Annotated in this window: 10 protein-coding genes; all 10 read left to right on the top strand. The window is 37.4% G+C overall.

Translation table 11 applies throughout. The features are described from left to right. Positions 1–107 precede the first annotated feature (107 nt). The 10 genes from NSTC731_RS35415 to NSTC731_RS35370 all read left to right on the top strand — a co-directional run bounded on the left by NSTC731_RS35415 (position 108) and on the right by NSTC731_RS35370 (position 15,931). Positions 108–1,514, top strand: a complete 1,407-nt coding sequence (locus NSTC731_RS35415) for an acyltransferase domain-containing protein (protein WP_445629020.1) — start codon at positions 108–110, stop codon at positions 1,512–1,514. A gap of 51 nt (positions 1,515–1,565) precedes the next feature. Continuing rightward, on the top strand, positions 1,566–2,420 hold the full coding sequence (locus NSTC731_RS35410; RefSeq protein ID WP_445629019.1) for a 3-hydroxyacyl-CoA dehydrogenase family protein: 855 nt from the start codon (positions 1,566–1,568) through the stop codon (positions 2,418–2,420). Between the two features lie 19 nt (positions 2,421–2,439). Further along, on the top strand, positions 2,440–2,688 hold the full coding sequence (locus NSTC731_RS35405) for an acyl carrier protein (RefSeq protein WP_375501059.1): 249 nt from the start codon (positions 2,440–2,442) through the stop codon (positions 2,686–2,688). A gap of 39 nt (positions 2,689–2,727) precedes the next feature. Beyond that, positions 2,728–3,867, top strand: a complete 1,140-nt coding sequence (locus NSTC731_RS35400; RefSeq protein ID WP_445629018.1) for an acyl-CoA dehydrogenase family protein — start codon at positions 2,728–2,730, stop codon at positions 3,865–3,867. A gap of 109 nt (positions 3,868–3,976) precedes the next feature. Next, positions 3,977–4,282: a hypothetical protein gene (locus NSTC731_RS35395; RefSeq protein WP_445629017.1), complete on the top strand. Its 306-nt coding sequence runs from the start codon at positions 3,977–3,979 to the stop codon at positions 4,280–4,282. Positions 4,283–4,375: 93 nt separating this feature from the next. Then, positions 4,376–5,446, top strand: coding sequence for an HAD-IIIC family phosphatase (locus NSTC731_RS35390; protein WP_445629016.1), 1,071 nt, complete (start codon positions 4,376–4,378; stop codon positions 5,444–5,446). A 38-nt stretch (positions 5,447–5,484) separates the two neighbouring features. After that, on the top strand, positions 5,485–10,233 hold the full coding sequence (locus NSTC731_RS35385) for an amino acid adenylation domain-containing protein (RefSeq protein ID WP_445629015.1): 4,749 nt from the start codon (positions 5,485–5,487) through the stop codon (positions 10,231–10,233). Further along, a complete protein-coding gene (locus NSTC731_RS35380) occupies positions 10,230–11,633 on the top strand; it encodes a condensation domain-containing protein (protein ID WP_445629014.1) in 1,404 nt (467 codons plus the stop codon). Before NSTC731_RS35385 ends, NSTC731_RS35380 begins: the two co-directional genes overlap by 4 nt. A gap of 215 nt (positions 11,634–11,848) precedes the next feature. Next, complete coding sequence (ectB, locus tag NSTC731_RS35375; RefSeq protein WP_445629013.1) at positions 11,849–13,105, top strand: diaminobutyrate--2-oxoglutarate transaminase; 1,257 nt, start codon at positions 11,849–11,851, stop codon at positions 13,103–13,105. A 54-nt stretch (positions 13,106–13,159) separates the two neighbouring features. Further along, on the top strand, positions 13,160–15,931 hold the full coding sequence (locus tag NSTC731_RS35370) for a non-ribosomal peptide synthetase (protein ID WP_445629012.1): 2,772 nt from the start codon (positions 13,160–13,162) through the stop codon (positions 15,929–15,931). The last annotated feature ends 1 nt before the right edge of the window (position 15,932 follow it).

Below are 15,932 nucleotides of genomic sequence, written 5' to 3'. Positions count from 1 at the left end.
AAAATTAGACCATTTGTAGAGACGCGATTTCTCGCATCTTTACCCAAAGATGTGTTGCAATTATTAATTGAATTGGTATTAAGTAGCTATTTTGGAGTTTGTAAACAATGCTTACTAGTCCTTCTCGTCCTTGGCAGTTATTAGTAATTTCTGCAAAGACCGACTCAGAACTAAAAACTGCTACTGTCAACCTTGCAGATTACTTGAGACAGCATCGTGACTTTAACCTTGCGGATATTGCTCATACATTGCAACGCGAACAAGAGGTTTTTAAGCATCGGCGGATGGTTGTTTGTCAGGATATTGAAGATGCTCTAGTTGCACTTCAAGATTCAAGGCGAGTGCTTACCAACATCCAAGAAACAGAAGAACGTCCTATAGCCTTTATGTTTCCTGGACTTGGTACTCATTACGTCAACATGGCTTGGGAAATTTACCAAGTCGAACCCGTATTTCGCGCATCAGTTGACTACTGTTGTGAATTTCTCAAACCCCTTCTTGGTCAAGATTTACAAGATGTAATCTATCCACACAGAGCTTCTCAACAAGACCAGCAGTCTTTGAGAGAAGATTCTCCAGGTCTGGACTTGCGAAAAATGTTAGGTCGCACCCAGACACAAGCGGACGCAAAGATGGTAGCTGCTAAATCTTTACTCAATCAAACTCACCTCGCTCAACCAGCCATTTTTGTAATTGAATATGCCTTAGCAGAACTATTGATATCCTGGGGAATTCGTCCGGCGGCAATGATTGGCTATAGCATTGGTGAATATGTAGCAGCGACTTTAGCAGGGGTTTTATCTTTAGAAGAGGGTTTAACGCTAATTGCTGCAAGAGCGCAAATAATTCAAAAGTTGCCAGGTGGAGCAATGCTTGCAGTTCCACTTTCGCAAACAGAAATATCTCCCCTACTTAATGATAAACTCTCACTCTCTGCGGTCAATGGACCATATATGGGTGTAATCGCAGGTGAAACCAATGCTATAGAAGTTTTAGAACAACAGTTAACACAAAAAGGTTTAGCTTGTCGCCGTCTGGATACGTCTCATGCTTTTCACTCTCAGATGATGGAGGGTGCTACCTCTGACTTACGTGAGTTGGTAAAAACATTTAACCTGCAAGTACCAAAAATTCCCTATATATCTAACGTTACAGGAACTTGGATAACAGCAGCAGAAGCTACAAATCCCGATTATTGGGTTAAGCATCTTTGTCAACCTGTGTTGTTTGCTCAGGGTATGCAGGAGTTGTGGAAACAACAATATCCTATTTTGTTGGAAGTAGGCCCTGGACAGACTCTAGGTAGCTTTGCGCTGCAATGTATAGAAAATAATTTAGCAGTTAGTCAAATTATCTTACCCTCTCTTAGATATTCTTACGATAATAAACCAGACTTAGCATTCTTACTTAAAACATTGGGTAGGCTTTGGTTAACAGGAGTGCAAATAGATTGGGCGAAATTTTATGTACATGAGCATCGTCATTCCATTCCTTTACCTGCCTCTCTTTTTTAATCCAAAAACTACCTTAAATACAATAATATCCAAAGGGAGATGAGTGAAGTTATGAATATTCAAACAGTAGGTGTTGTTGGTGCAGGGGTAATGGGAATAGGGGTTGCACAAAACCTTGCTCAAACAGGTCATCAAGTAATACTCGTAGATATTTCGGAAAATACCCTGGATCAAGCTAAACACGAAATCAGGAATAATATCCGCTTTCAGGGTTTTTTCAAAAAAAGTGACAAAACAGAAACTCCAGATAGTATCCTCGACAAAATAGAGTTTTCTACAAACTATAAAATGTTAGAGAATTCAGATTTTCTAGTCGAAAATGTCACAGAAAAGTGGGATATTAAAAAAGAGGTATATCCTTTACTAGATTCTATCTGTCCAACAAATTGCGTATTCGCCGCTAACACATCAGCAATTCCCATTACCCAGATTGCTTCAGTTACTAAGCGTGCTGATAAAGTTGTTGGTATCCACTTTATGAATCCTGTACCAATGAAGCCGATGGTGGAGATGATTCGTGGATATCATACTTCTGATATGACAATTGAGATAGCAAAAAAAATGCTAGCTCAGATGGGTAAAGAATGTATTATTGTTAATGATTCACCGGGTTTTGTTTCTAACCGGGTGTTGATGTTAACTATTAACGAAGCTGTTTTTCTATTGCAAGACCAAGTTTCTACAGCAGAAGATATAGACAAAATCTTTAAAAGCTGTTTCGGTCACAAAATGGGCCCTTTAGAAACAGCAGATTTGATTGGTTTAGACACCATTTTATTTTCTATCGAAGTCTTATATGAAAGCTTTAACGATAGTAAGTATAGACCATGTCCCTTACTCAAAAAAATGGTAAATGCTGGGTTACATGGTAGAAAAAGTGGTAAAGGATTTTACGCATATCATTAAATAGGAATAATCAAGACAAATGAACGAAATTCAAGCTAAAATCAAAAGCTTTCTGGCAAAATTTTTCGGCAATCATGATTTGCAACCAGATGAAGATATTTTTGCGCTCGGGTTTGTCAATTCTATGTTTGCCATGCAACTTGTTTTGTTTGTAGAGCAGGAGTTTCAGATTACCATTGAAAACGATGATTTAGAATTTGAAAATTTTCGCACAATCAACTCTATCGTCAATTTAATTGAACGTAAAACTACTATTCTTGTGCATTAATCAAACATACGTTGCCATTTTTATGGCATAAATGATATTATGAAGCTAGAACTATCTACCCAACAAAAAAATTATCAAGCTAAATTTAGAGCTTTTGTTAATGAGGAAATATGTCCTAGTGCTGGGGAATGGGATAGAAAAGAATTTACTCCACCAGAACTAATTAAGAAAATCACCGAACATGGTTTTCTCGGTGCCATATTACCCCAGGAATATGGTGGTAAAGGAATGGACATGATTACTTATGGTATTCTCAACGAGGAAATTGGACGGGGATGTTCTTCTGTGCGGAGTTTGCTCACAGTTCATAATATGGTTGCTTATGCTTTGTGTAAATGGGGAAATAAGTTTCAAAAAGAGTATTGGCTGCCCAAATTTGCATCTGGAGAAATCATTGCTGCTTTTGCACTAAGCGAACCTCATGTAGGTAGCGATGCCAAAAGTGTAGAAACAACAGCAACCCTTGCAGGTGATGCTTATATCTTAAATGGGCAAAAGAAATGGATTACCTATGGACAAATAGCAGATGTATTTTTGGTTTTTGCCAAATGTGAAGGTAAACCCACTGCTTTTTTAGTTGAAAAAAATAGCCCAGGACTTTCAGTCAAACCAATGTCTGGTATTTTAGGTCTTAGGGCTTCAATGTCAGCAGAATTGCTGTTTAATAACTGTCACGTTTCTTCAGAAAATCTAGTAGGTAAATTAGGATTTGGATTTTCCTACATTGCATCTTCTGCACTTGATTATGGTAGATATAGCGTAGCATCGGGTTGTGTAGGTATTGCTCAAGCTTGTTTAGAAGCTTGTATCAAGTATACAAATGAACGAAAACAGTTTGGCGTTTATCTCAAAGAACATCAATTAATCCGCCAAATGATTACTCAGATGATAACTAAAGTGAAAGCAGCAAGACTGTTATGTTATCAAGCTGGTTATCTCAAAGACATTAACGACCCCAACTCGATTATGGAGACTTCTATTGCAAAGTACTTTGCATCGACAGTGGCTACCAAAATAGCAAATGATGCCGTGCAAATTCATGGTGGCAATGGTTGTAGTAGTGAGTACCCAGTTGAAAGGTATTTACGAGACTCTAAAATTATGGAAATTATTGAAGGTAGTACTCAAATTCAAGAAATTACTATAGCCGAATCAGGTTATCAGGATTATCTTTTTTAAATATTCCTGTTGGCTTAAAAAAATCTAATTTTCAAATAATATTATTACTCTATAAATAAATATAATTAAATTCATAAAATAAAAATAAGTAGATTCTTGGAGATTGTTTATGAAAGTTAAAACTAGTAACTCAATTTTGAGGATTAAAAATCCTAGTGAAAAAGAATTTTTAGAGCTTTGGAAGCAATATCAGCCTTTTTTAATTGAAGATGTTGCTAAACATTGGGATGCTTGTAGTAAATGGTCTAATGATTATTTGATAAAACAGTGTGGAAATAATATAGTTGATATACAGAATTTTGAAAAATATTTTTTTGAGGATTATAAGATATTTTCTTATGTTGGTGGTTATGAATATCGAAAAATAATTAAATACAAAGAATATATTTCGCACGGAAATAAACTGAGCTTTTGATTTAGCTACGAGCTATTAGCCAAGAACTCATAGCTGATAGCTAATAGCTGACGGCTCAAAGTAATAAGTAACCGAAGAGAAAGGGTTTAATATATGATTAGCATTAAAGAACAAGATGTAAATAGTAAAGAGAAAGATAAAAAAGTTATTAAATGTGTCGTTTGGGATTTAGATAATACTTTATGGCAGGGAGTTTTGCTGGAAGATGAGAAAGTTTATCTGCGAGAAAATATAGTAGAGATTATTCAGATTTTAGATAGTCGTGGTATACTTCAATCCATAGCCAGTAAGAATGAACCTGCTACAGCAATAGCCAAACTAGAAGAATTTGGTTTAAAAGAGTATTTTTTATATCCACAAATAAACTGGAACTCTAAAGCATCTTCTCTCAAAGAAATTGCTAATTTGCTTAATATTGGGATAGATGCGATCGCTTTTATTGACGATCAATTATTTGAATTAGAAGAAGTAAAATTTTCCTGCCCAAAAATCCTGTGTATTAATGCTGATGAAATAGGGTATATTGTCGATATGCCAGTCATGAATCCTCGTTTTATTACAGAGGATTCAAAATTAAGGAGGCTAATGTATCTTAATGATATAGAACGAAATAGTTTCGAGAAACAATTTATTGGAACTCAAGAAGAATTTTTAGCTACACTCAATATGACTTTCACTATCTCTTCTGCTCAAGAAGATGATTTACAAAGAGCCGAAGAATTAACAATAAGAACAAATCAATTAAATACAACTGGTTATACATACTCCTATGACGATCTAAATCAGTTTCGTCAATCTGATAAGCATAAAATGTTAATTAGTAGTTTAGAAGATAAATATGGTAATTATGGAAAAATTGGGTTAGCTCTTGTGGAATGTGAAGAAGTTGTGTGGACTCTAAAACTTTTGCTGATGTCTTGTCGTGTTATGTCTAGAGGTGTCGGCACAATTATGCTAAATCATATTATGAAATTGGCTAAAAACAATAATGTTCGTTTGCGGGCTGAGTTTATTTCAAATAATCGGAATCGCATGATGTACATCTCTTATAAGTTTTCAGGTTTTCAGGAAATGGATAAAAATGGAGATTTGCTGATTTTAGAAAACGATTTAAGTCGAATACAGCCTATCCCTGAGTATGTGAATGTCAAAGTTATAAATTAAAAAATATTGCTGGTTTTTGTAGTTTGACAGGGGAGATTATGGACAAAAAAAAAGATGAAATTTCAAAACGACGGTCAAAGCTTTCACTCGTGCAGCAAGAGTTTCTCAAAAAGCGGTTACAAGGTGAAATTCACTCTGACTTTCAATTAGAAGTTATTCCAAGACGTTCACAAATAAGTCCGGCTCCCCTGTCCTTTGCTCAACAACGCTTATGGTTTTTGTCCCAGTTAGAGCCAAACAGTCCTTTCTACAACATCCCTGCTGCTGTTCGTTTACGGGGACAATTGAATCTAGGAGCATTGCAACAAAGTTTCAACGAAATTATCAGTCGCCATGAAGCGTTGCGAAGCAATTTCCAAACTAGAGAAGGGCAAGCAATATCTGTCATTTCTGAAACGGTGCCCTTAATATTACCAATATTTGATATTAGCGAGCTACCTTTAAATCAACAAGAAGCTGAAGTCAGACAACAGGCTTCCCAAGAAGCACAAAAACCTTTCGATCTCAACAGCGACTTATTACTGAGGGCAAAGCTGTTGAGACTTAGTAAACAAGAACATATATTATTACTGACAATGCACCACATTGTCTCTGACGGTTGGTCGATAGGTGTTATGGTGCGCGAATTAGCAACGCTTTATCAAGCCTTCTGTAATGGACAACCCTCACCGTTACCTGCACTACCCATACAGTATGTAGACTTCGCGGTTTGGCAAAGAGAATGGCTGCAAGGAGAAGTACTCGAAACTCAGATATCTTATTGGCTTAAGCACTTAGAGAACGCACCAAAAGTATTAGAGTTACCTACAGATCGCCCAAGACCAGCAATTCAGACTTTCCGAGGTGCAACCTACTCATTTAAGTTATCAAAAGAATTATCTGCATCCCTAAATAAATTAAGTCAGCAGCAGGGAAGTACTTTATTTATGATCCTGTTAGCAGGTTTCCAAACACTGCTATGGCATTATACGGATCAGGAAGATATTGCGATCGGTTCACCGATCGCTAACCGCAACCGAACAGAAATAGAAGGGTTAATTGGATTTTTTGTCAATACCTTGGTATTGAGAACTAACCTGGCAGGAAATCCCAGCTTTGAAGAGCTACTAAAAAGGGTGCGGGAAGTAGCATTAGGAGCTTATGCACATCAGGATTTGCCTTTTGAGTTGTTAGTTGAGCAACTGCAACCACAGCGAGACTTAAGCTATACACCATTATTTCAAGTGATGTTTGTGCTTCAGAATGCACCGATGTCTGCGTTAGAGTTGCCTGGTTTGACTTTAACTCTTTTTGAAAGCAATAGTGATAGTGCCAAGTTTGATTTAACCCTACAAATGATAGAAACAGAGGAGGGACTAGTTGGAAGCTTAGAATACAATACTGATTTATTTGAAGAAAATACGATACATCGAATGGCGGGTCATTTGCAAACCTTGCTTGAAGGAGTTGTTGCTAATCCACAGCAACATTTGTCGGAGTTACCACTGTTGAGTGAATCTGAACGGCATCAGTTGCTTGTAGAGTGGAATGATACTGAGGTTGAATATCCTCAACAGGAATGTATTCATCAGTTATTTGAAGCGCAAGTAGAACGCACACCTGATTCTATAGCAGTAGTGTTTGAAGACCAACAGTTGACCTATCGGGAATTAAACACCAAAGCAAATCAACTAGCGCATTATTTACAAACTTTAGGAGTAAAACCAGAAGTATTAGTCGGGATTTGTGTAGAGCGATCGCTCGATATGGTCATCGGACTATTAGCAATCCTCAAAGCGGGTGGTGCGTATGTACCTTTAGATCCGATGTACCCACCGGAACGTTTGGCCTTCATGCTAGAGAATGCCGATATATTCGTTTTGTTGACTCATAAACGGCTAGCAGAGCGGTTATCGGAGTACAAAGGGGATGTGATTTGTTTCGACGCAGATTGCGAAACCATTGCCCAAGAAAGCTCAGAAAATCAAGTCAGTGGTGTCACACCAGACAATTTAATGTATGCGATCTACACCTCTGGCTCAACAGGTAAACCCAAGGGTGCAGGAGTCTATCAGCGAAGCTTTGCAAACCTGATGAATTGGTTTGTGACGGAATTCGATTTTACCTGCAATGACCGTGTTTTACTAATATCTTCTTTGAGTTTTGATTTGACGCAGAAGAATATTTATGCCCCTCTTCTCGTTGGAGGTGAGTTGCACCTTTTATCATCTGGATGCTATGACGCTGCACAAATCGCTGAGTCCGTTTGTAACAAACAAGTGACGTGGCTCAACTGCACTCCGAGCGCCTTTTATCCATTGATAGATCAAGGTGATAAAAGCTTGTGCATGAAGAAGACGTTGAAGTATGTATTTTTGGGTGGTGAACCGATTTCAATCTCTAGGCTCAAGGTATGGCTGGACTCTATTCCCTGCAAAACACAAATTGTCAACACTTACGGCCCGACCGAGTGTACAGACATCTGTGCCGCTTATCGGGTTGCTCAACCAGAACAATGGCTAGAAAAATTAGTACCGATTGGGAAACCGATCCATAATGCCAAAGTATACATATTAGATGAAAACCTCAAGCCTTTGCCTGTGGGTATGGTCGGCGAACTATATGTTGGTGGTGAAGGAGTCGGACGAGGATATATCAATAATGTTGATCTGACTTTAGCTAAGTTTGTTTCCGATCCTTTCAGCAACAAGCCGGGCGCACGCCTATACAAGAGCGGGGATCTAGCTCGTTATTTAGCAGATGGTAATATCGAGTACCTTGGACGTATCGATCACCAAGTAAAAATACGCGGTTTTCGCATTGAACTCGGCGAAATTGAAGTAGCGATCAACCAATACCCAGCAGTAAAAGAAACTGTAGTTGTAGTCAGCGAAGAATCGGTAAATTCTAAACGTTTAGTCGCCTATATAGTTCCTCAAAAAGAGCAAACACTGGCAATTCCTGAACTACGTAGCTTCTTAGAGTCAAAGTTGCCACCCTACATGGTACCATCTGCTTTTGTCAGCCTAAAAGCGTTACCATTAACACCTAATGGCAAGATCGATCGTAAGGCACTACCTGTACCAGATACAGCAAGACCTGAATTAGGCAAAGAGCTAGTAGCACCTCGTAATTTTCTAGAAACCAAGCTGGCTGAAATTTGGACAGAAGTGCTTGGTGTGGATAAAGTGGGTATTTTCGATAACTTTTTTGAGTTAGGTGGTGATTCCATCCTTGCCATCGTAGTTATCACCAGGGCCAACCAGGCTGGTCTAAAACTGGCAGTTAAACAGTTATTTCAACATCAAACAGTTGCTGGTTTGGCAAGTGTGGCAGTTGCGAAAAAGGTACAACAAGCTGAACAAGGACTGATTACAGGTTTAGCTTCTCTAACACCAATACAATACTGGTTTTTTGAACAGAATCTACTCGAACCCCACTACTGGAACCAAGCAGTCTTACTAGAAGTTAAACAAGTTCTTGACCTAGCTGTATTAGAAAAATCCGTACAGCAACTGCTGTTACACCATGATGCTCTCCGCTTACGCTTTGAACAAACAGAGTCTAGCTGGCAGCAGGTTATAGCCAGTCCTGATGCAGAAGTACCCTGGATACACTTGGATTTCTCTGCCCTATCAGCAAGCGAACAAGAACTAGCTATCGAAACAGCTGCTACCAAATTACAAGCGAGTCTTAATCTCTCAACAGGCCCATTGATCCGAGTTGCTCTGTTCGACTTAGGGCAGCAACCAAGCCATTTGCTGATAGTCATTCACCATTTAGCCGTAGATGGCGTTTCTTGGCGGATTTTACTGGAGGATTTGGAAACAGTATACCAACAGTTAAGTCAAAGCAAAAAAGCGCAACTGCCAGCAAAGACAACTTCGTTTAAATATTGGTCGCAATGCTTACAGGAATATGCACAATCAGCTACCCTCCAGCAAGAATGGGACTATTGGCTGAGTCCATCTTGGCAGGAGGTTGCTCCTTTACCAGTCGATTTTTCTGACGGCGACAATACTGTGGAGCAAGTTCGGAACATCTCAATTTTTCTGACTGTGGAACAGACTCAAGCCTTGCTAAAAGAAGTACCAAAAGCTTACAATACACAAATTAACGATATTTTGCTCGCGGCATTAGTACAGGCTTTTTCTCAATGGACTGGCAATAGTTCTCTGTTGTTGGCTCTGGAAGGTCATGGGCGGGAAGAAATTTTCGATGATGTAGATTTTTCACGCACATTGGGTTGGTTAACCTCTATTTTTCCTGTACTATTAGATTTAGGAAAAACGTCTGATCCCGTAGAGGCGTTGAAAGTGGTAAAAGAGCAGCTGCGGGGCATTCCAAATAAGGGAATGGGCTATGGTGTCTTACGTTACTTAAGTCATGATACTACGAGAGTCGAGGCACTGCGATCGCTTCCCCAAGCTGAGGTCGTCTTCAATTACTTAGGTCAGTTCGATCAAACATTTTCGGACTCATCAATATTTAGAATCTCTCAGAAATCCCAAGGACAAACGCGCAGTTCGGGGAACCAGGAGACTTATACGCTAAATATCAATGCTTTGGTAATTGATAACCAGTTGAGAGTGAATTGGGCGTACAGCGAAAAAATACATCGACGAAGTACTATCGAACGATTAGCGCAAGAGTTTTTAGAAGCATTGCAAGTACTCATGACTCATTGTCAATCCCCTGAAGACAGAGGATATACACCTTCTGATTTTCCAGAAGCAGATTTGATTCAACAAGACCTCGATCGGTTTTTAGAGAAAATCAACCGAGGGAGTAAAAATAAAACAAGATGAAAGAAGATATCCAAGATATATATCCACTATCTCCGATACAGCATGGTATGCTTTTTCACAGTTTGCACGCTCCGGAAATGGAGCTATACCATGCACAGTCTGTCTACACCTTTAGTGGCAATTTGAACCTTGCGGCTTTTGAATATGCTTGGCAGCAAGTAGCAACCCGACACACAATGTTGCGTACTAGCTTCTATTGGGAAGAATTGGATAAACCACTACAAGTTGTGCATCGCCAAGTAGAAGTACCTGTAGAATATCAAGACTGGCAGGAAATCAATCCATTAGAACAGCAAGAGCGTTTACAGTCTTTTCTCAACAGCGATCGCCTGCGGCGTTTTGATTTTTCCCAAGCACCTCTAATGCGTGTGGCCATCATCCAGATTCAAGAACACGCTTACTATCTTGTTTGGAGTAGCAGCCTGATCGTTCTTGATGGTTGGTCATATCCATTGGTATTAAATGATGTGATTGAAATTTATGAAGCTTATTGTCAGGATAAGGATGCATCCTTAGCAGATGGCAGTTGCTTTAAAGATTATATCAAATGGCTCAAACAGCAGGATTCATCAAAAGCAGAGGAGTTCTGGCGACAGCATCTTCATGGAGTCAAAGAGGCCACTCCTTTAAGGAATTTAGAGTCAAACAACTTATCTCACTTAGAACAACGGTACGAGGATATAAAAATCAGTCTATCGGAAGCAACGACAAAAAATCTATATTTATTAGCAAGACAGCATCACCTCACTATGAGTACCCTCGTTCAGGGAGCTTGGGCTATACTTCTATATCACTACAGTGGCAAAAATGATGTAGTCTATGGCTGTACTACTTCTGGCCGTCCAGTAGATTTAGAGGGTTCGGAGTCAATGGTAGGGGAAATGGTTAATACCTTACCAGTAAACATCAAGGTAAATATGCATGAGTATTTATTACCTTGGCTTCAGCAATTGCAAAATCAGTTAATAGATATTCGTGAATATGAATATTATCCATTGGTAGATATTCAAAAGTGCAGCGAAGTTCGGGGTAACGTAACCTTGTTTGAGAGCATAGTGGTGTTCGAGAACCAAAAAACAGGTAAATTTCTGGAAGAATGGGGGAGTCTAAACATCTCTGAGAAAACTGAATATTACAAAACTAACTATCCTCTAACTATAGTTGGGTATCCTGGTTCAGAACTGACGATTGGAATTAATTATGATTTTCGCCGCTTTGATGGTGCAACAATCAGTAATATATTAGAGCATTTAAAAATATTGCTCGAAGGCGTGGTGACGAATCCTCATGTACGTCTTCAGGAGTTATTGTTACTTACTGAGCAAAAACCCCATATTAAATTATCAATGTTAGAAACAGAAATGTCGTCATTGGATTTTGATTTTGTTTCCACCACTTAAATGGCTAGATAAAACTTAAACAATCAAAGTTAACAAAAAAATACCAAATTTAATTTCCAGCATTTTGATCTTGATTTATTTGTAATTAGAGAAGACGAAGGGGTTTTTGGCTTTTAGCGATCGCTCCTATAGACCCGAAGAGTCTTTTGAAGGAAAACCCCAAATTCAGCAATACCAGATTAATTAATGTATTTTGTAATTCAAATAGAAAACTCATGAATATATTTGAAAAGCGTGAATCAAACGTCAGAAGCTATTGCCGCAATTTTAGGGCCATCTTTCATAGAGCTAAAGGTTCTATAATTTATTCTGAATCAGGTGAAGAATATATTGATTTTTTAGCAGGAGCAGGTGCTTTAAATTATGGACATAATCACGACTATATCAAAGAAAAGGTGATCTCATATTTAGATGCCGATGGAATAACACATGGTTTGGATATGTATACTGCGGCTAAAGAAAAATTTTTAGCCAAGTTTGATGAGGTAATACTAAGTTCAAAAAAACTAGATTATCGCATTCAATTTTGTGGTCCAACAGGAACAAATGCAGTTGAAGCTGCTTTAAAATTAGCGAGAAAAGTAAAACGAAGAACAGGTATATTCTCCTTCATGGGAGCATATCATGGAATGACTTTAGGGAGCTTGTCGATTAGTGGCAACATCGGAATTAGAGCAGGCGCAATTGGTACATCAAGTAATGTAAATTTCATGCCTTATCCTTATGGATTCATGGAAAGTTTTGACACAATAGAATATATAAATTCTGTTTTAAATGATGTCAACTCCGGACTTGAAAAACCAGCAGCAATAATCTTTGAAACAGTGCAAGCTGAAGGTGGGGTTGTTGTAGCTCCCATTGAGTGGATGCAAAGACTAAGAAGGTTATGTGACGAGAATGATATTTTATTAATCTGCGATGATATTCAGGTTGGCTGTGGTCGAACAGGCTCTTTCTTTTCCTTTGAAAGAGCAGATATTATTCCTGATATGGTAGTACTTTCTAAATCTATTAGTGGGTACGGATTTCCAATGTCACTATTATTAATTAAACCAGAATTGGATATATGGGAACCGGGTGAGCATAATGGTACTTTTCGGGGTAATCAATTGGCATTTATAGGAGCAACAGCGGCTCTAGAGTATAGAGAAAGTAGCAATCTCCAACAGGATGTCAAAGCCAAAGAACTTTTTTTGAAAAATTTTCTTAATCAAGAAATAGCACCAATTAGTGAAAATATAGCAATACGTGGAATTGGTATGATTTGGGGTATCGATTTAAAAAATTTTGGCGGCAATAGTTTTGCTAAAAGTATAACATCGCGTTGTTTTGAGCTAGGATTAATAGTTGAACGCGCAGGTAGAAATGATACTGTAATTAAAATTTTGCCACCTTTGGTAATTGATATGTCTACCTTAGAAAAAGGTTGTTCAATTATCAAAGAAGCTTTTAATGACTGTATGTCAAATTAAATTGGCATAATAGTATTCATAATTCAGTAAGTAGTTTGTTATCAGGAAAACAATATGAGTACAAAATCACACTCAAATGACTTATTGTCTCAAAAAATTTATTGGATAAATAAGTTATCAGGGGAACTACCAGAAACAAATCTAATGCTGGACTATGTAAGACCTTCATTTCCTACTGATAGAAACAAATCTCTTAGCTTTGATTTATCAAATGACTTATCTAAAGCAATCATTAAGCTAGCTAAAGGTTCTTATTTTTCAACGTACTTGATATTAGTGTCTGCATTGAATATATTACTACAAAAATATACTCGAAATAATGATGTTATTATTGGAATACCTATATATGAAGAAAATTGTACAGGTTGCGTAAATAGCAAAGTCATTCCCTTGCGTACTCAGGTAACACATCAACTTTCATTCAAAGATTTTATTTTTGAAGTAAAAGATGCAATTATCGGTGCTTTTAACAATCAAAACTATAATTTTAATGAGTTAATTAAGTTGTTAGAGCTATCAACAAGCCCTAATCGTTGTCCAATTTTTGACATAGTAGTTTTATTAGAAAATATTCATAGTAAAAAAGATTTAAATCAACTTAATAATGATATAACAGTTTGTTTTTCAGTTAATGGTGAAGATATTATTATTAATGTTGAGTATAAAGAACATCTTTTTCAAAGTGAAAATATAAAATTGATGATTAGGTATTATGCTAATGGTCTTGAAAGTATTATCAAAAATGTGAATGATAAAATATCAGATATTCTTTTTTTGAAAGAATCTGATACACACCAGTTATTGAAACAATATAACAACAATACTAAAAAATACCCAGTCGATCGGACAATAAATCAATTATTTGAAGAACAGGTATCTCAAACTCCAAACAAAATAGCTGTGGTTCACAAATTAACTAAATTAACCTATCAAGAAGTAAATATAAAAGCTAATCAAATAGCTCGATTATTGCGGAATATAGGAGTTTCTAAAGGAGACTTTGTAGGAATTTTTAAAAACCGCGATATCAATTTTTTGATTGCTATTCTTGCTATCCATAAGGCAGGTGGGGCATATGTGCCGATTGATAGTACTTATCCACCGAATCGAATTAAATATATGCTATCTAATAGCGAAGTTAAATTTATATTAACAGATTGTTCGCTATTAAATTCCTTATCAGAATTGGTAGAAGATGATTCAAAATTATCATCTATTATTTGTTTAGATGATGTCTTGAATAAAACTAAACTAGGGGCTAATAAAACAGAGCTTAAAATATATAGCAAGTGTGATTTTGAACGGCTACCTCATGACAATTTAGAACATCTGAATGATGCTGTGACTCCAGCTTATATGCTTTATACTTCAGGCTCTACAGGATTATCTAAAGGGGCAATTATTAGACATGATGGTGCAATAAATCATATTTATGCTCAATTTGATGAGTTGGAGTTCAGGTCGGAATTTTGTTTTCTCCAAAGCGCTCCTTCTTCAACAGATATTTCTGTATGGCAATTTTTGGCACCACTTTTAATTGGTGGAAAGACTATAATTGTAGATATCGAAACTGTTGCGATTCCCGAACAATTATTTGCAGTACTTAAATCAGAACAAATTACTGTTGTTGAATTAGTACCAACATTATTTGGAGGGTTACTTGAATATACTTCCCAATTACCAAACCATGAACGGATATTACCAGATTTAAAATGGATGATATTATCAGGTGAATCTGTATCGGTTAAATGGGTAAATAAGTGGCTTGAGATATACCCCCATATCAGAATTGCTAATGCTTATGGTCCTACCGAAGCTGCTGATGATATCACCCAGTTTATCGTTAACAAGCCTTTGCCAGAAAATCAGCGAACAGTTCCAATTGGTAAACCATTAGCAAACTTAAATCTCTACATTCTGGATGAAGAAATGCAGCTATTACCCATTGGTGTTCCTGGAGAAATCTGTGTATCGGGAATTGGTGTAGGTGATGGGTATTGGAAAAACGAAGAAAAAACCAGTTTAAGCTTTGTTCCTAACCCGTTTACAGATACCATAAACAGCCTACCTGGTAATCGCAGGGATTTAATTTATAAGACTGGAGATTTAGGAAGGTGGCTGACTGATGGGAACATCGAATTCCTTGGACGTATTGACCATCAAGTGAAGATTCGTGGTTTCCGGGTTGAACTTGGAGAAATTGAGACATTTTTAGGTCAGCACCCGAATGTACGTGAAAATGTAGTTGTGGTTCAACAGGAGCAAGCAGATAACGTGCAATTAGTTGCCTATGTGGTTGCGAAGACCGAAGTAGTTCCTAGTATTAGCGAACTCCGTAGCTTCTTGAAGGGAAAATTACCTGACCACATGATTCCTTCTGCCTTTGTAGTACTGAAAAATCTACCGCTAGCACCAAGCGGTAAAGTAGACCGTAAAGCTCTGCCTAAACCAGATAATCTTCGCCCAGAACTAGAAACAGCTTACGTGTCACCGCGAAATGAGATCGAGCGGACGGTTGCTGAGATTTGGCAAAAAGTACTTAAGGTGGAGAAAGTTGGCATTAAAGATAACTTTTTTGAACTCGGTGGTCATTCGCTAAATGTACTTCAGGTTTATAGCAAAGTGCGAGAACTTTTGAAAGCGGATTTAGCTATAACTGACCTTTTTAAATATCCGACTATAAATTCTTTATCACAGTATTTAACTCAAAAAGATAATAGTGATGAATTATTTGCATCTGAAAGTAATCAAATCAATGAAAATCTAGAAGCTGGTAAAGCTAGATTAAAACAAAGCCGCTTACGAAAGAAACAACAACTTATTTAAA

The sequence above is a fragment of the Nostoc sp. DSM 114167 genome, from assembly GCF_052692655.1.
Note: the sequence above shows the minus strand (reverse complement) of the source record. Positions and strands in the feature narration are given on the sequence as shown.